Genomic DNA, 15,192 nt, shown 5'->3' with positions numbered 1-15,192 from the left:
CGGGGGCATTTACCAAGGGCACCAACCATTTTGCGCATTCCGGTTCGCCGGCCGACAAGGCATGTGCTGCCGAATACGACAACGGCCCTTATGCCGGGTTGCCGGAGCAAAGTCTTAAAGGACTGGCGGCCCTGGAGCCAGCCGATGCCGATGTCGAGGACGTGGCCAACGCCATCGTCGAGATCGTCGGCATGCCTTTCGGCACCCGACCGTTCCGACGTCACATCGATCCGTCCCAGGACGGCGCGGAAATCGTCAACGCCATGGCCGACCGGGTGCGCGCCGAGATGTTCCGGCGTATAGGCCTGGAAGACCTGCTACACGTCAGTCACCGATGATAGGCCGGCCGCCCTGAAGGGGCGGCCGACTCAATCAATACTGGACAGCGCGGCCGTCAACCCTCCCTGACAATCAGCCAAAGCCTGCTTGATGGTGGCTTGGGTTGCTTCGATGCGCGAGACAGGGCAAACCAGAGAAATCGCATAGTGCCCTTGCAGCATCGCCATCAGCCACGGCATCAACGCCAACGTTATTCGTAACTGGCTATTCGCCGACCGACGCAGCGGGCGAATAAAATCGGGGAGTCGTTGCCTCATCGTTGGCAACTAGCGTCCATGTAAGCCTCTGAAAAAGCCATGTCCGCCGCGAATGTTTCGATCTGCACATGGCAAAAAAATTAGTTGGCCGAACAGTACTGCGCTCGAAGGCGACTTGTACGCGAGTGAATAAATTGTCTTCAATCAGTAATGCGAGACTAAAAATTAGAGAGCACATTAATAAATTTGATCGCAAGAGACGGAGTGCATCAGCGGCTAGCCTTTGCAAAGGTGAGCCCACTTCGGGACGGTCGTAACGCCTTCCTCTTCGCCACCTGCAAGGACGGCATAATCAGTGCGCGATCTATTTGATGATATCCAAAATGATCAGCCTCCAGTGGAGCATATTGGCGACTGTGCTTTTGTACTGCGGGGCTTTGCGCTGCCGTTCGTTGATCAACTGCTGCCTGCATTGGACCGTATACAAACCCTTTCTCCGTTTCGCCATATGATCACGCCTGGGGGGTTTAAAATGTCAGTCGCGCTGACGAATTGTGGCCGTTTCGGCTGGATCACCGATCGCCGGGGGTATCGTTATTCCCAGGTTGATCCTGAGACCTGCCAGCCTTGGCCATGTATGCCAGGTGTGTTCATGGCGCTGGCCCAATCTGCGGCAATGGAGGCTGGTTACCCGACATTTGAGCCGGATGCTTGTCTGATAAACAACTATGAGCCAGGTACACGCCTTACGCTTCACCAGGACAAAAATGAACGTAGCTTCGACCACCCAATTGTCTCTGTCTCCCTAGGTATACCGGCGACATTTCTGTTCGGCGGCGAACAACGCTCCGATCCAGTCAAAAAAATACAGCTCCTGCACGGGGACGTCGTTGTGTGGGGCGGTAAGGATCGTTTGCGATACCATGGGATCTCGCAACTCAAGGAAGTGACTCATCCGGTGCTTGGCCCAAAGCGTATCAATTTCACCTTCCGCAGGGCCGAATGAAAGTGCTCAGTGGGCCAAGACGCACCGGGTCACGAAGCCACTAAATACTCTAGTATCGACTCAATGAGTCTATGGCCTGGCGCGTATGCAGCCTCCGGGGCTGATGCGAGTTCAAGCGCAGATTGCACGTACGGGCCAGGCTCAAGTTCATCTCCGGAATCCACCAGTAGCTCTTCAACAATCTCCTTTGTGATCTCGGGGTGAAACTGTAGAGCAATGGTTCGGCGTCCAAACTGAAACGCCTGATTAGCGCAGGCCTCGCTCCGAGCCAAACGAACAGCACCTTTGGGGATCTGAAATGTTTCACCGTGCCAGTGCATCGCGGTTATTTCGCTGGGCATACGGAAGCTATCAAAATGTTGAGGAGTGTCTACAGACTCAACAGGAAACCACCCTATTTCCGCGCAGTCGTTGCTTCCGACAGCAGCCCCTAGTGCATTGGCAATCAGCTGCGCCCCCAGACAAATTCCCAATACCGGAATACCCGCGTCAATGGTCTTGCGGATGAACCGTTTTTCGGCGATCAACCAAGGTAACTTCTGTTCGTCGTTGACGCTCATGGGACCGCCCATAACGATGAGTAGGTCGACATCGTGCAGCGCTGGAAGCTGAGGATCAGGCTCGTAAAAACATGTGTGCTGAACGCTATTACCCCACGAGCTGAGCAGCCTCTGAATATGGCCAATGCCTTCGAAAGGCGCGTGCTTGAATACGTGAACTCTCATGGCTTCCCCTTCGGTCGATAAAGAAAAACAAACTTCGAATGGTCGGAAGAAATACTTGCAGGAGAAATTTTCAGGTGAAATTTATCACTGAAATAATCGCGAATATTGGCGGCAGCTTTTGCTGTTAAAGCAGGCTTCCAGAGCCATATGTCCACTTCTCGATCCACTACCTCGTCCTGAAATAGGGCCGAGTCAGGATCTTCACATGTCCCGATAAACCAGCGGTCTATATCAGTGCCAAACTCCTTCAGATAGCACAGAAATTCGAATTTGATTTGTTGGACGCTGAATGTTCTGTCCATACCAATCAGCTCCCGGCGGCCTGCCAGGGCGCCGGTCCTTGGTCACTAGAACTCCAGCGGTCAAGCAGCATCGCGCCGTGTTGCTTTTGCTCATTCGACATGTGTTCAAGAATTTGCTCGAGCTGAATCAATGCAGTTCCGACGCCGTGCCGTGCGGCCAAGGAAAGCCATACGAAAGCTTGCACGCGATCCCTTTCAACACCTAGCCCCACCTGATAGCAGTAGCCCAGGCGTGCTTGAGAGGGATAGTGGCCCAACTGTGCGGCGCGAAGATACCAACCGAAAGCCCGAGGCTGATCGACATCTACCAGCTTGCCATTTGAATAGACGGTGGCCAGGTTGAATTGCGCACCGCAATCCTCAGCAGAGGCCGCCCGTTCTAGCCAGGCCAGACCTTCATCGATGTCCTTCAGGCAACCGTCTCCCTGGAGAAGCATGGCGCCTACATTGGTTTGCGCCTGGACGTTACCTGACGTCGCGGCTCTCAGGTACCAATTGAAAGCTTCGGTCATCGAATAGGGCACTCCCGTGCCCCCGGCATAACAGGCGCCTACCCACATCTGAGCGACGCAATCACCTTGTTCTGCCAACTCCTGAAACGCATTAAAAGCCACTGGGTAATTTGCTGCTGTGTACTGTGCCACCGCCATATCGAGGCCGAGCGAGTTCTGGGTAATTGATGCGACGTTCATATGAGGTAATTCCTGACGTTGCCAAAAAGCTTGAAGTCGTTCGGGACTACGGCTTGCGCCGTCAATCGATGAAGCAGCTGCTGTTGCGCCCACAGCCCAGCGCTATTGCTCTGCAATGGATACTCGGCTCCAGAATGTTCTGATAAATCCCACCGCATCAGTTCCTTGTAACTATCCGCAGCAAGAGCGCCCCGCCCATCAATAGACGTGAACCAATCTTTCAGCTGATCTCCAGCGGTGAAGACATTTTGATCAATGAAAACCTGGATACGGCAAACGGTCCTGCCCAGCGCTACTGGCTGTAAAATCACAACACATAGCTCGGTCTCTTTACGCAGCAGCAACAGACTAGGAAATACCCACGCGACCTTCATGCCTGCCGAGGTACCACAACCGATATCGAGGCCTTCACCAACTGCTGCAGTGAAGCTGTCGACCGATAGAAGATGCTGTGCGAGCAGTTTCCAATTGCAGTCGTACTCTCTCCAACTCGTACCAAGACGTGTCCACTCGTCACCCGCTAAAAGCGACAGCAACGTCTCACTATCCTGGCCATTAAAAGCACGTGCATTTGGATCAATGTTCGCAAAAATGAGGGGGCCGATTGTCGCCACTTGGACAGGCAACAAACGCTCGGGGCGCAATCCCAGATATTGATGAGCGTGAGTATCGCCCTCCCCCGCCCCAACAGCCTTGATCGGCATGCGATCACGACTGTATCCGCAGGAAGTGAATGAACAGCGAGTTTTTGTCCCTCCCTGGCATTGATCTGGCACCACACGACAACCACCGTGCTGCGCCTGATTGAATGCCCCCTTGAGTGCTCCGTCAGGATTGCGGCGCACATGCACTCCGTGATTACCCAACGTAAACGGTAATAGGTCTCCTACCTCAGAAACATCCTGCTGGGTGCCTACGCACACCCAGTCACGTGTCCATACACGCTCATCCTCCAGATAAGCGAACTCTAGCGACCGATAGGCAGCCAATGGCAGGAGCCGAGCCTTGCCCAGTTCGCCTTCGCACTGTCGGTAGGTCGAGGGTGAGGACAGATCAAAAGCTTCATCGAAGTAGCCCAATTCCGGTCGACGAGACATGCGTTTACCTCCCGTAACTCGATGCAGATCCGGGGCGATCACCCGCCCCGGAAAGCATTCACATTAACGACGATGACGGTCTTCAGGAGCGTCGTAATCCGCGCGACCACGGTAGTGGACTGCATCGGCAGGAGGCTCAGGCAGTGGGCCGTCCATGGAGAATCGATCCAGGACGTTTTTCACTAGCCTTGAGATGTTGTTATCGCAATTGTTCCAAGGCAGCGATCCGCAGAATGCGATCGAACTGAATGCGAAGCACGCACCACCATTAGGCGTCTCATGGAATGCGATATCCGAACGAACGCGTGGATGAGATGTGCCGTCGAGCCCCTGCTGGTTGAAACCGAAGTCTTCCATTACGAGCAGATAAGCTTCGGTATGGCGGCCGGCAGAAGTCGCCACAGTCAACGTATGCGGAGGAGAGCCCAGCATCGTGTCGACAATATCCAGCTCCAGACCTGCGGCACCGCCGCCGACTAAACCGAAGTTGCCGAGATTTTCTTCGTAGCCAATACCTTCGAAAGCCCAACTTACCCTAGGGTCGTTGCTATCCGGGGTTCGAGAGTAATAGGAGGAGATATCGAAGCCTTCTGACGACATCCCGGTACCAGCGACAGAGTGGAGGTAGCGACCACGGAATCGCCACATGCCGCCCAACTCGCCAGTGCCTTGGTGATAGTACTCGCCAGGATCTGCACGCCAGGTACGAATGCCTGATTCGCAGCGGCGCATTTCGGTGACGACACCGCGTCCCACGTCTTCGTAACCAGGATGGAACGAGTGGACCCAGTACCAGGCGTCTGCCCCCATGTACATCAACCGACCGCCCCGTTGGGTGTAGTTGTGCAGCGCGTCGAGCTGGGTACCCGAGTTATGCTCCGGATGAGATCCGGTGATAATGACGTTGTAATGCTCCAGGCGAGCAAGGCCTTCGTACGTTACGTCCTCATCGGTAAAGACGTCATAGTCGTACCCCATGGTTTCCAGCCAGTAGACCAAGTGCAGGTCTGCCGGATATTGCCACGGTGCCTGGGCAAGAAAGTGGTCGTATTTGGGGCGAATGCTGAGGATCGGCCGAAGTCGCGACGAAAGACAGATTCCGCTACCGTCTGTGTGCGTATCGTAGATCGAGCCACCGTATTCACGATGCTCAGCCAAGAACATATTTTGTTGCTGCATGATCGGCACGCGATAGACAAACAGCTCTGCCCCTCCTGCGTTTGAGGCCACATGCTCGTTCGCGTACGCCATGTAACTGATGGTAGGCACCATCACAGCAATCTTGGATTGCTCCTTGCCGATTTCAGGCACCACCCAAAAGGGAATGTAGTCTTCATCGTTGTCAGAAGTGGTCACCTTGGCAGCGTAGAAGCGACTTTTGGCATCCGCCGGCACCTGCCATTCGAAGCTCACTTCCCAGCGAGCATCATCAACATCGTCGTCATGAAAATGGATCGCTCCGTACTCTTTCGGAGCTTTCGTCCAATCGAATACCGTGCCCGACCAATTGTGACCGGTCAGCGCGCGAGTCGGGCAATTGACCAAACGGCCGTCGAGGCGATATGGACCACAGTCCTTCACCATCAGAGTATTGATGGCTTCGCTGAATTCCCACGCACCGACAATGCATTTCGCGAGATCGCCTGTCGGGCCGCTATGGCGTCGCTCCGTCAAGCCAGGCTGCGCTCCTTGCTTCATGGTCTCGATTTCAAAGCGCGATAACGCTCGGCTGCACAGACGAGGCGAGTCGAGCTTACCGTTGTACTTGCCGGCAAAAACCACCCCGGCCGGCATAGATGATTGTGCCAATGGAGCAGTGTCCAGGCGCTCGACATATGCGGCCAAAGCCAGTGGTACTGCTGCATTCACGACTGGGCCAGAAAACACCTTACTGATGGGCGCGATCACCGGATCCAGGGCGTACATGACCTGTGGTTCGTGATAAAGAATCGCCTCACCAGTATCAGCGTCAAATGACGCCGCGAGGAAATGCCAGGCGTGGTCTCGAAGAGGCAATGCGGCAACCAGTTTTTCGCCGTTGACCCGCAACTCAGCGCAGCCATCTTCGTTAATGAACAGGCCATACCCTTGATCATTCGACCACTTGGTAACCAAACCTTGTGGACCATGCTTCCAATAGCGAGGATGCGTTTTCGGAGCGGTTGGCCATACCCAGCACTGAAGGGTAAAGCTCTCCACATTCAGGGGTTTGGAGTCCGCGACAAAACCATAAGATCCGCCGTGAATGATCTGTTTGCGGCCTGCAACAGTCCCTTGAAAGGCACCTGGAACCGCCTTTTCAATAAAGCCCGGACCACGAGGATTGGTGTCGCCATGAATCATCTGGACGATATCTGCCTGGAATTCCTCAGGACCATCGCAGTTGACATAAAACTTGATCGTTTCTCCGGGATGAACGCTGAATTTATCGGCGTATCCGGCCAGTCTCATTGTGGACATCTTTGCTTGTCTCCAGAATTTCGGCGCACAGTTTCCCGAGCAACGAATATTCGTCGCTTGTCGGCGTGGGTAAATTAGGTGGACGCGTTAAGGGCTATTGGGACTCTCAAGTCACCGGCCAGTTATCGTCCTTTCGCTTCCAGCCATGATGAAAGTTTCCTGGCATGCCCGCGTCTGCCGGCAATTCATCGAGTCGCATGAGGAAAATGTCATGTTGAATTTCCTGCTCGTCGTCATAGATCACGTCGTTGACGAAAGTAGGTGGTACACCCCGTATCCCTGACAGCCGTGCAATCCGCCATTGCTTCTCGATTTCGGTACACACAATGACCAGCTTGCCTGCAGGACTTTCCCCCCGCATGCGCAGGAGAATGCGGCGCAGCTCAGGAAACTCATGGACACCACCACTGACATCGGTGGTGTCCCCAGGAGTGAAGCAATACAAGACTGAGAATCCAGCGACTCCCTTCATCGAGTCGACACAACGGCGATGCTCTGCGATCAGTGCGTCGCGTTCGGGAGTACCTTTTGCAGGTATTGATATCATTGATCTCTCCTCATCTTCATTAGGGCCAAACGTGGCTCTCGTTGGCATGGCCGTTACACGGTCATGTGTTTTTCAACAAGTTCGTCCGTTAACTCGTCAATGCTCCCCTGAGCGACAATCCGCCCGTTATCCATCATCAGAAACGCGTCGCTTAACTGGCGCGCCACCTTAATGTGCTGTTCAGTGAGAATCAGGGTGATGCCGAGCTCTTTGTTGAGCATTTTCAATTTATGCCCAATCTCGGCGACGATATTTGGCTGAATACCCTCGGTAGGCTCATCGAGAAGTAGCATCTTCGGATTAACAGCAAGCGCCCTGGCGATCGCGAGTTGTTGCTGTTGGCCACCCGAAAGTAGGCCTGCACGCCTATCCAGGTTTTCCGCAAGATATGGAAATAGTGACAGGCACAGCTCTGGTACTTCGGTTTTACCGTCCGGACGAGCAAACGATCCAAGCAGGATGTTTTCGCGAACAGTGAATTTTCCGAATATTTGTCTGCCTTGAGGGATATAGCCAATCCCGTGCCGGCATCGAGCATGGGTGGGCACATCCACAACCTCTTCGCCCAGCATTCGAATGCTGCCAGTCGTGCGGTCACAAAGGCCCATCAGGCTGCGCATCAGTGTGGTTTTTCCAACGCCATTGCGGCCTAACACTGCAAGGCATTGCCCCTGAACCAAATCGAAGGATATGTCCCTCAAAATATGGGTTTTGCCGTACCAGGAAGAAAGTCGTTCGATATTCATCAGCATCAGGCAACCTCCTCTTCAGTGCCCAGATAGACGTCCCTTACCCGGCTGTCTGTCTCAATCACATCTATCGGGCCTTGAGCCAGGAGCGTCCCCATATGCATGACGGTAACCACGTCGGCGATTTCACGGACAAACCCCATGTCATGCTCAACGACGATCAGGGTCGCGCTGCGGCGAATCTCTTTGAGCAGTCGCGCTGTCTTTTCGATTTCGACTTCGGTCATCCCGGCGATGGGTTCGTCTAATAACAGCAGCCTCGGTTCTTGCATGAGCACCATGCCGATCTCGAGCCATTGGGTCTCGCCGTGCGACAGGAGTCCGGCTTCCATTTGCAGTCGATCCTGAAGCGCGACCATGGTGCAAACCTCATCAAGCCGACGATTCATCCCAGGGTCAGAAAATCTGAACATGTTGATAAATGGGTTGACCTGGCGGCTGTAGGCGACCTCGAGGTTATCCTTCACAGTTAACTGCTTGAACACGGCAGGGATCTGAAATTTTCGGCCTATGCCGCGTCGTGCGATTTCGTTCTCGCTAAGACCGGTCATTTCATCGCCGTGAAATTTGACGCTGCCAGAGGATGGTTTCAGCCGCCCGCTGATCAGATTCATCAAGGTCGTTTTACCGGCCCCATTCGGCCCAACCAGGCAAGACAATGTCTGTTCTGCAACATCAAGACTGAACCCTTTGATCACGTGATGAGTGTCAAAACGCTTATGCAGATCGCGGATTTCCAGAACGCCTGTCATGCGCGATCTCCCAGCTTCAGAGTCATCAACGACGCATCATCTCGGGTGATCGCTTTCTGGGGCCCCAGCCTCGCCAGCCCCGCCTCCAACAAGCCAGTAAGGCCTTTGGGCAGGAAGCGCACCACCACGATGAAGAACAGCCCCAGAATCAACATCCAGCTGTTGAGGAAACTGTCCCCCAGATAACTTTGGCCACCCTGGATCAAGAGCGCGCCAATGATTGAGCCCAGCAGAGACAGTCTTCCACCTACCCCCGCCCAGATGACCATGGTGATGCTAAACGCTACGTCGAATTGAGCGGGTGACACGTACTGGACGATCATGGTGAAACAGCAGCCAGCAACAGCAGCGATGAAACCGGAAATCGTGTAAATAAGCGTTTCATAAAGGGCCACGTTGTAACCGAGAAATCGCACTCGTTCCGGATCGTTTTTCAAAGCCTGGACGATTTGGCCAAACTTGCTCTGGGTGAGCAGCTTTCCAGTAATGGTCAGGCCAGCCAGCAACATGAACACCAGCCAGTAGATGCCGGGTGCATAAGGATCCATTGAGCGTCCAAATACCTGCAGTGGCATTGGGGGGCTGATGCCGTTTGCGCCGTTGGTGTAGGGCTGTACGTCCAATACAAGCGTCGCAATCGCGCTCAGCATTGCCAACGAAATAATCGCGAAGAACGGGCCTGAAACTCGGGCCTGAAACATCAGCCCCCCAAACAACAGACAAAACAGTGTGGGCAGAGCGAGGGAGAGAAAAATACCGCCGCCGGTACTTTGAAAAAATGTCCAGAACCAGGGCAAATGATCCAGGCCATTATTGAGCATAAAAGGCGGTATCGGATTACTCACAGGATCCTGCGACTGCATCTGCATGGTCATCGCCATTCCGTATGCGCTGAGTCCAAACATGACCCCTTGGCCTAAATTAAGAATTCCACCTGCCCCCCAGCAGAGGCTGATCGACACGGCCAACAGTCCAAATACGCCGTAAAGCGCAAACTGATTGAGTAAAAAAGCATCAGTAACATATAAAGGAATCACTGCTAGTACGATGAAGAACAACAGGTACATCGACCATTGACATCTTCTGTCGTGATAGAGGTTATTCAACATTGGTTATCTCCTCGTCGCCACACGTTAATTAGGGATTGCGCTCCGTTTCACCGCCTTACCGCTCCCGATGCAAACAGCCCTTGTGGCCGAAATCTTAAAAAGATAACGATCAGGACGAACAACAAAGAGCGCGCGAATGTGTCGTTGAAGAGGTAGGCAAAAATCGACTGTATCTGGCCTGTCAACGCACTGGCAGCAACGCTGCCAATCAGGCTTCCGCCACCTGTAACGACCACCAAAAAGGACTGCACAATGTAGCCGGCCCCCATGCTGGGTAGCACGATGCTGAGTGCGGCGAACAAGGAACCCGCCAGTCCCGCGAGGCCTGCACCTAACGCAAACGTGTACATATAGATCCGGTCAGCGTCGATGCCGAATGACGCGGCCATTTCTCTGTTTTGTGTGACAGCGCGAATTTTTATACCGAAATGTGTACGGTAGAAAAGCCACCAGAACCCCACAACTAGGGCAATGGTCATGGCAATGATCAACAACCGAAACGCCGAAAGACTGAAAGCCCCAATTGCAATGTTGCTGGATAGAAAAACAGGCATGTTGATATATTTTGGATCACTGCCGAAAATCATCCGCACGCCCTGCATCAATACAAGCGATACGCCCCAGGTGGCTAACAGAGTGTCCAATGGACGACTATAGAGATAACGAATCAACACCCGTTCAATGACCAATCCAATTGCGGCCACTATCACGAACGATAATGGGATGCATAACAAAAACGGAACATCCAAATAGGCTTGCAAGCAGTAAACGCTATAGGCACCCAGCATGATGAGTTCGCCATGAGCCATGTTGATGACACCGGCGGTACCATAAATAATGGTCAACCCCAAAGCTGCAACTAACCAGATACTACCTATACTCAGGCCTAGCACCAGTGAGTTGATGAGATTCACCCACGAGAAGTCCATAGTTCTTTCCTTGCAGTAAACGTTCGATTCAATTTATTTGCAGGCAAGCTACGCCTTGCTCGTTAAATGACGTTCTTGCGAATAGACTCATTCGGCGCTTTTAGCCCTTCGGCGGTACATGTCCCAGAGTCGGGGTAGATAGAAAATGGATTGGGTGCCACATGCTCAGTAGCCTGGCTGACGATTTTAAAGCTGCCGTCGCTCTGGCATTGGCCAATTTTTGGAACAAGCCATGTATTGAAATTGTTCTCATCCACCCAGATCGCGCCTTCTGGAGAGATATTTTCCTCAAGGCGTATGCCCGCGGCTGCCGCACGGATCGTGGCTGGAGTGACCGCCTCGATTCCATGTTGTCCGATTGCCTTTTCCAGCGCGGCTTTGAAAACATAAGCAGAGGTATAGGTTTCTTCCATGTTGTAGTGCGTCGTGCCGTTCTTACCGTACTTACTACCGAGGAAACCCTCGACAAAGCGATGGTTTGTAGGGTTGTCCAACGCTTGAAAATAGGGTGCGGACAGGAAGTGCCCTGCGCCAAACTCATTTCCCATGGCTCGAGTTTCAATTTCACCCGTTGTGAGGGAGGCGATCGGCATTTTGTCGGCGCTAAAACCTTCCTGTTTAAATTGCCGGTGAAACGCAATGTCGGACGAACCGACTACGGTAGAGAAGATGAAGTCAGGCTTACTGGCCCGAATCTTGTTCAGGATAGGCCCAAACTCAGAGCTTCCCAGCGGGATGTATTCCTCACCCAGCAATTCGCCCCCTGCCTGCTCCAACCACAATTTCGCGTTTTTATTAGATTCCTTCGGCCATACGTAGTTTGACCCAACGAAGAACACCTTCTTGCCGAAGTTCTTGACCATGAAAGGGATCAGATCTTTGGAGTGCTGATTAGCCAGTGGCCCCGTGCAGATGATGTTCTGAGAGCACTCAGCGCCTTCGTAACATGTCGGGTAAAAAAGCAGATTATTCTGGCTCATGACTGTGGGTAGCACGGCCTTGCGGCTCGCGGAGGTATAGCACCCAAATACTGAAATGACTTTCTCACGCAGAATGAGCTCTCGCATTTTTTCGGAATAGACATTCATATCCGACTTGGCGTCGATGATTACCGGCTGGATCATTGATCCGTTGATGCCGCCAGCTGCGTTGATCTCATCGAATGCGTACTGCAACACCAGAGCTGAGTCTTCCTCAGGCACTGCCAGGCCACCGGTAAGAGAAAAGAGCACCCCCACCTTTATTGGTTGCCCTTTATTCAGCGTTGCTCCCCAAGCCTCACGTGAACCAGGTAGCAAGAGAGAAGGAGCGGCAACTGCCGCTGCCGAGGCGAGTGATACGTTGCGAATGAAAGTGCGTCGTGTAATGCCCATACCGTGTCTCCTACCTCGTGGTCTCAGATCAATAAGGTCAGCTGCAAGTTGAGTTCAGCCTGTGTAACCCGACTGCGTCTTTCGCTTTCAGGAGGCAGACTTTGCATCGACTATGCCAAAAATAAAATTCCCTTCGATAATTTTAATTTCCCAGTAGGAATCTACGTTTTACGGCGGTTTCCCGTCACTTTGAATTTTTTAGCCGCGCAAGTGGCAATTTTTTATTTGCACCATAACGAATCATTGCGCACCAGATAGGATCACAAACAGCGAAATCCGCATGAACGCCATGAGGCAGCTATCCTTCTTTTTTGGCATATTTTAGATCGATGAAAGCGACAAACCCTCGCAAAAACAGGGAACTTAGACTAGGCATGACCTATTTCGATTCAATAGGCGATTTCGCGCGTGGCCGCGCACGCAAAGGAAGAAATAATGCGATATCGCACAATTTCAGGGCGCCATTAATCCGTCCCGACGGGAAGATTAATTTATCGACGGTGTGGCCCGTGCTCCTTTCTAAGCTCGGTTTGGTTGCTGTTGCTTACCAATAAAATATCCAAGAGACCTCTACACTCTGTTTCTTGCTTTTCAAATCCAATCGACGATTTCATATCCTGATGCAGGCAGCACTAGCAGTGAACGGTATTTTTTCAGAAGGTTTTCTTAGCAAATTTACAAGGCAAGAAACGGAGCGTGCGATTTCATTGCGGGCTGTACATTTATCTGGCAAACCTAAAAAAGGGTATGCACACGATGACAACTAAACGATTAGGCAAATGCCTAAACAATCGCGTCGATCAAAAATAAAACTATAGCGTTTGAATTGTTTGATGGCGTTCATTTCACGACTTAAAAATTCAATAATACAAGAAACCCGGCCTGCCGGGCTTTGTGCGTTATTAAGACGTAAATGCACTTGATCCACTTGTCGCCAGCCTCGTCTCTATACGTCGAACCAATATTAATTTAACCGCAAGGATCGGAGTTTTTCCTTGAGTCCAGGCATTCATTATGAAATCCATCAAACAAACAGAGGACGCAGCACATGAATGCCTTCACCGCTCCAAACGTGAAACTCAATTTCCGCGCTCCTGATCAATCTGCACCGAGCGAAATTCGTTACGCCATCGGCGAGAGCGAACATGGAGTGTTACTTGCGGCTCGCGGTGATGACGAAATCTGCGCAATTCTTATTGCTGATCGCGCCGAGCAACTCCGCGAAGAGATCGTCGTCGTTTTTCCCCACAGCCATGTGGTTGAAGAAACCTCTGGATGGCAGCGTGAGATGGCACAAATTCTCGCCGTAATGGAAGGTACATCCCGCGACCTCCTTGAAGTGAATGTGGGAGGCACCTCGTTCCAGCAAAAGGTTTGGCAAGCGATATGCTCAATCCCCTATGGGTCTACTCGTACCTACGGGCAAATTTCTGAGCAACTCGGTATGCCTAATTCGGCCAGGGCAGTTGCAGGAGCATGCGCTGCAAACGTTCTCGCGTTTGCGATCCCATGCCACAGAGTTGTCGGCAGCGATGGATCAATCTCCGGCTATCGTTGGGGCAGCGAAAGGAAGAAGGAAATCCTGAAACAGGAAGCTCACCTGTGAACGCTCCACAGTCCTTGTTCAAACGATCAGTGGCCCGGCTTAATTGGCCGGGCATTGAAAGTACGCTCGATCAGAACGGCAGCGCCGTGCTGCAAGGATTGTTTACTCCTGCTCAATGTAAACAGATGGCCGACCTGTACCATCAAGAAGACCTCTTCCGTACTCGGATCGATATGGCCAGGCACGGCTTCGGGCTGGGAGAGTACAAGTACTTTAACTACCCTTTGCCAGCTGCGCTGGCCGAGCTACGGACAGAACTGTATTCAAGACTCGCCCCCATCGCTAATCGATGGAATGTGCTCATGGGGGCCGACGAGCAATACCCAGCGTCGTTGGACGAATATCTGGAACGGTGCCACGACGCGGGACAGAAACGGCCGACACCGCTGATGCTGAAATATGTTCAGGGAGATTACAACTGCCTCCATCAGGACTTATACGGCGAACAGGCCTTTCCATTACAAGTCGCAATTCTGATTTCACGACCGGGTGAAGATTTCACAGGCGGTGAATTCGTGATGACCGAAAACTCCTCGCCACAGACGCGGGCTGAGGTCGTTCCCCTCGTCCAAGGGGACGGAGTGCTGTTCACCGTTAATCAACGACCTGTTCAGGGCAAACGAAAGATCCGCAAGGCTGTAATGAGACACGGTGTTAGTCGCGTGCGAAGTGGCGATCGATTCACGCTCGGACTCATTTTCCATGACTCTAAATGACTCAACATCATGAATTCATAGCTGCCCGCAATTAACCCTACAGCGCGACGGACGTCAAAACTAGCCCGGTCACGAGCACCTACCACTGGTACCCGAATATGCCAACCGTTCAAGCAAGCCGGCCTCCTCGCAACAGCTTTAACATTCGAGTAGAGGTGACGCTGCTGTTTCAAAACGCAGTTAATGAAGGCAGTGCGGACTGGTACATCAACGCCAGCGGAGGCACTGAACTTCATTTTAAAAATGGAGAGGTCTACCAACTGGACGAAACCAGCATCACTCGTGTGAAGTAAATCTGCATGCCGAGGTCCGTTATGAGACTGAATTTGAGTAGCATCCAATCCCCGCTGGGCGAACTAATGATGGTCACGGACGCCGAGCACAAGCTTCTGGCGCTCGATCTCATTGCTTGCAAGACCTGCCAACCCCGAATGCTGCGAAGCGACCACGACTTCACTTACGGCCCCCCTCCGGTCGAACTGGCAACCGCTCTCGGCCGCTACTTCGACGGAGATCTGGAGGCTCTTCAGAAAATCGTAATTGAACCCAGCGGGAGCGCGTTCCAGCACGAAGTGTGGAATGCGCTGAGGCGT

General features: G+C 52.7%; 17 protein-coding genes and 1 pseudogene. 5 read left to right on the top strand and 13 right to left on the bottom strand.

Annotated features, from left to right (window positions below; all coding sequences use genetic code 11):
• Nucleotides 1-338, top strand: a pseudogene (locus M0974_RS05080) (oxidoreductase); the annotation flags it as partial.
• Nucleotides 339-368: 30 nt separating this feature from the next.
• Here M0974_RS05080 and M0974_RS05075 read toward each other — a convergent pair.
• Complete coding sequence (locus M0974_RS05075) at nucleotides 369-596, bottom strand: hypothetical protein (protein ID WP_297833555.1); 228 nt, start codon at nucleotides 594-596, stop codon at nucleotides 369-371.
• 295 nt (nucleotides 597-891) lie between these two features.
• Between M0974_RS05075 and alkB the strand changes: the two genes are divergently transcribed.
• Nucleotides 892-1,542 carry a DNA oxidative demethylase AlkB gene (alkB, locus tag M0974_RS05070; protein ID WP_297833553.1) on the top strand — a complete coding sequence of 217 codons (651 nt, stop codon included), beginning with the start codon at nucleotides 892-894 and terminating at the stop codon, nucleotides 1,540-1,542.
• A gap of 29 nt (nucleotides 1,543-1,571) precedes the next feature.
• On the opposite strand, the gene M0974_RS05065 is transcribed toward alkB, so the two are convergent.
• The 11 genes from M0974_RS05065 to M0974_RS05015 form a co-directional block, all read right to left on the bottom strand.
• Entirely contained in the window at nucleotides 1,572-2,267 is a 696-nt protein-coding gene (locus M0974_RS05065) for a type 1 glutamine amidotransferase (protein ID WP_297833551.1), read from the bottom strand.
• A complete protein-coding gene (locus M0974_RS05060; protein WP_297833549.1) occupies nucleotides 2,264-2,569 on the bottom strand; it encodes a hypothetical protein in 306 nt (101 codons plus the stop codon). The genes M0974_RS05065 and M0974_RS05060 overlap by 4 nt, the downstream gene beginning before the upstream one ends.
• A gap of 5 nt (nucleotides 2,570-2,574) precedes the next feature.
• Complete coding sequence (locus tag M0974_RS05055) at nucleotides 2,575-3,261, bottom strand: tetratricopeptide repeat protein (protein WP_297833547.1); 687 nt, start codon at nucleotides 3,259-3,261, stop codon at nucleotides 2,575-2,577.
• On the bottom strand, nucleotides 3,258-4,358 hold the full coding sequence (locus M0974_RS05050; RefSeq protein ID WP_297833546.1) for a hypothetical protein: 1,101 nt from the start codon (nucleotides 4,356-4,358) through the stop codon (nucleotides 3,258-3,260). The genes M0974_RS05055 and M0974_RS05050 overlap by 4 nt, the downstream gene beginning before the upstream one ends.
• Nucleotides 4,359-4,421: 63 nt before the next feature.
• Complete coding sequence (locus M0974_RS05045) at nucleotides 4,422-6,818, bottom strand: N,N-dimethylformamidase beta subunit family domain-containing protein (protein ID WP_297833544.1); 2,397 nt, start codon at nucleotides 6,816-6,818, stop codon at nucleotides 4,422-4,424.
• A 106-nt stretch (nucleotides 6,819-6,924) separates the two neighbouring features.
• Nucleotides 6,925-7,365 carry a hypothetical protein gene (locus M0974_RS05040; protein ID WP_297833542.1) on the bottom strand — a complete coding sequence of 147 codons (441 nt, stop codon included), beginning with the start codon at nucleotides 7,363-7,365 and terminating at the stop codon, nucleotides 6,925-6,927.
• A gap of 53 nt (nucleotides 7,366-7,418) precedes the next feature.
• On the bottom strand, nucleotides 7,419-8,117 hold the full coding sequence (gene urtE / locus M0974_RS05035; protein ID WP_297833540.1) for an urea ABC transporter ATP-binding subunit UrtE: 699 nt from the start codon (nucleotides 8,115-8,117) through the stop codon (nucleotides 7,419-7,421).
• Nucleotides 8,117-8,866, bottom strand: a complete 750-nt coding sequence (gene urtD / locus M0974_RS05030; protein ID WP_297833538.1) for an urea ABC transporter ATP-binding protein UrtD — start codon at nucleotides 8,864-8,866, stop codon at nucleotides 8,117-8,119. Before urtD ends, urtE begins: the two co-directional genes overlap by 1 nt.
• Complete coding sequence (gene urtC / locus M0974_RS05025) at nucleotides 8,863-9,975, bottom strand: urea ABC transporter permease subunit UrtC (protein WP_297833536.1); 1,113 nt, start codon at nucleotides 9,973-9,975, stop codon at nucleotides 8,863-8,865. The genes urtD and urtC overlap by 4 nt, the downstream gene beginning before the upstream one ends.
• Before the next feature lie 47 nt (nucleotides 9,976-10,022).
• On the bottom strand, nucleotides 10,023-10,904 hold the full coding sequence (urtB, locus tag M0974_RS05020) for an urea ABC transporter permease subunit UrtB (RefSeq protein WP_297833534.1): 882 nt from the start codon (nucleotides 10,902-10,904) through the stop codon (nucleotides 10,023-10,025).
• 62 nt (nucleotides 10,905-10,966) lie between these two features.
• A complete protein-coding gene (locus M0974_RS05015) occupies nucleotides 10,967-12,277 on the bottom strand; it encodes a transporter substrate-binding domain-containing protein (protein WP_297833532.1) in 1,311 nt (436 codons plus the stop codon).
• A 1,048-nt stretch (nucleotides 12,278-13,325) separates the two neighbouring features.
• Here M0974_RS05015 and M0974_RS05010 point away from each other — a divergent pair.
• The 3 genes from M0974_RS05010 to M0974_RS05000 all read left to right on the top strand — a co-directional run bounded on the left by M0974_RS05010 (nucleotide 13,326) and on the right by M0974_RS05000 (nucleotide 14,892).
• Nucleotides 13,326-13,883: a methylated-DNA--[protein]-cysteine S-methyltransferase gene (locus M0974_RS05010; RefSeq protein WP_297833530.1), complete on the top strand. Its 558-nt coding sequence runs from the start codon at nucleotides 13,326-13,328 to the stop codon at nucleotides 13,881-13,883.
• A complete protein-coding gene (locus M0974_RS05005; protein WP_297833528.1) occupies nucleotides 13,880-14,599 on the top strand; it encodes a 2OG-Fe(II) oxygenase in 720 nt (239 codons plus the stop codon). Before M0974_RS05010 ends, M0974_RS05005 begins: the two co-directional genes overlap by 4 nt.
• Before the next feature lie 98 nt (nucleotides 14,600-14,697).
• Nucleotides 14,698-14,892, top strand: coding sequence for a hypothetical protein (locus tag M0974_RS05000; RefSeq protein WP_297833526.1), 195 nt, complete (start codon nucleotides 14,698-14,700; stop codon nucleotides 14,890-14,892).
• A gap of 63 nt (nucleotides 14,893-14,955) precedes the next feature.
• On the opposite strand, the gene M0974_RS04995 is transcribed toward M0974_RS05000, so the two are convergent.
• Nucleotides 14,956-15,192: hypothetical protein (locus M0974_RS04995; RefSeq protein ID WP_297833524.1), on the bottom strand; the 237-nt coding region annotated here is incomplete at its 5' end.

Source organism: Pseudomonas sp., from assembly GCF_026224925.1.
GTDB lineage: Bacteria > Pseudomonadota > Gammaproteobacteria > Pseudomonadales > Pseudomonadaceae > Aquipseudomonas.
This window is presented reverse-complemented; position numbering and strand designations above follow the sequence as displayed.

What these genes read in the sequence shown, in the direction of transcription:
- M0974_RS05075 (WP_297833555.1), bottom strand. Translation starts at nt 596, where the DNA reads ATGAGGCAACGACTCCCCGATTTTATTCGCCCGCTGCGTCGGTCGGCG.
- M0974_RS05065 (WP_297833551.1), bottom strand. Translation starts at nt 2,267, where the DNA reads ATGAGAGTTCACGTATTCAAGCACGCGCCTTTCGAAGGCATTGGCCAT.
- M0974_RS05060 (WP_297833549.1), bottom strand. Translation starts at nt 2,569, where the DNA reads ATGGACAGAACATTCAGCGTCCAACAAATCAAATTCGAATTTCTGTGC.
- M0974_RS05055 (WP_297833547.1), bottom strand. Translation starts at nt 3,261, where the DNA reads ATGAACGTCGCATCAATTACCCAGAACTCGCTCGGCCTCGATATGGCG.
- M0974_RS05050 (WP_297833546.1), bottom strand. Translation starts at nt 4,358, where the DNA reads ATGTCTCGTCGACCGGAATTGGGCTACTTCGATGAAGCTTTTGATCTG.
- M0974_RS05045 (WP_297833544.1), bottom strand. Translation starts at nt 6,818, where the DNA reads ATGTCCACAATGAGACTGGCCGGATACGCCGATAAATTCAGCGTTCAT.
- M0974_RS05040 (WP_297833542.1), bottom strand. Translation starts at nt 7,365, where the DNA reads ATGATATCAATACCTGCAAAAGGTACTCCCGAACGCGACGCACTGATC.
- urtE (WP_297833540.1), bottom strand. Translation starts at nt 8,117, where the DNA reads ATGCTGATGAATATCGAACGACTTTCTTCCTGGTACGGCAAAACCCAT.
- urtD (WP_297833538.1), bottom strand. Translation starts at nt 8,866, where the DNA reads ATGACAGGCGTTCTGGAAATCCGCGATCTGCATAAGCGTTTTGACACT.
- urtC (WP_297833536.1), bottom strand. Translation starts at nt 9,975, where the DNA reads ATGTTGAATAACCTCTATCACGACAGAAGATGTCAATGGTCGATGTAC.
- urtB (WP_297833534.1), bottom strand. Translation starts at nt 10,904, where the DNA reads ATGGACTTCTCGTGGGTGAATCTCATCAACTCACTGGTGCTAGGCCTG.
- M0974_RS05015 (WP_297833532.1), bottom strand. Translation starts at nt 12,277, where the DNA reads ATGGGCATTACACGACGCACTTTCATTCGCAACGTATCACTCGCCTCG.
- M0974_RS05010 (WP_297833530.1), top strand. Translation starts at nt 13,326, where the DNA reads ATGAATGCCTTCACCGCTCCAAACGTGAAACTCAATTTCCGCGCTCCT.
- M0974_RS05000 (WP_297833526.1), top strand. Translation starts at nt 14,698, where the DNA reads ATGCCAACCGTTCAAGCAAGCCGGCCTCCTCGCAACAGCTTTAACATT.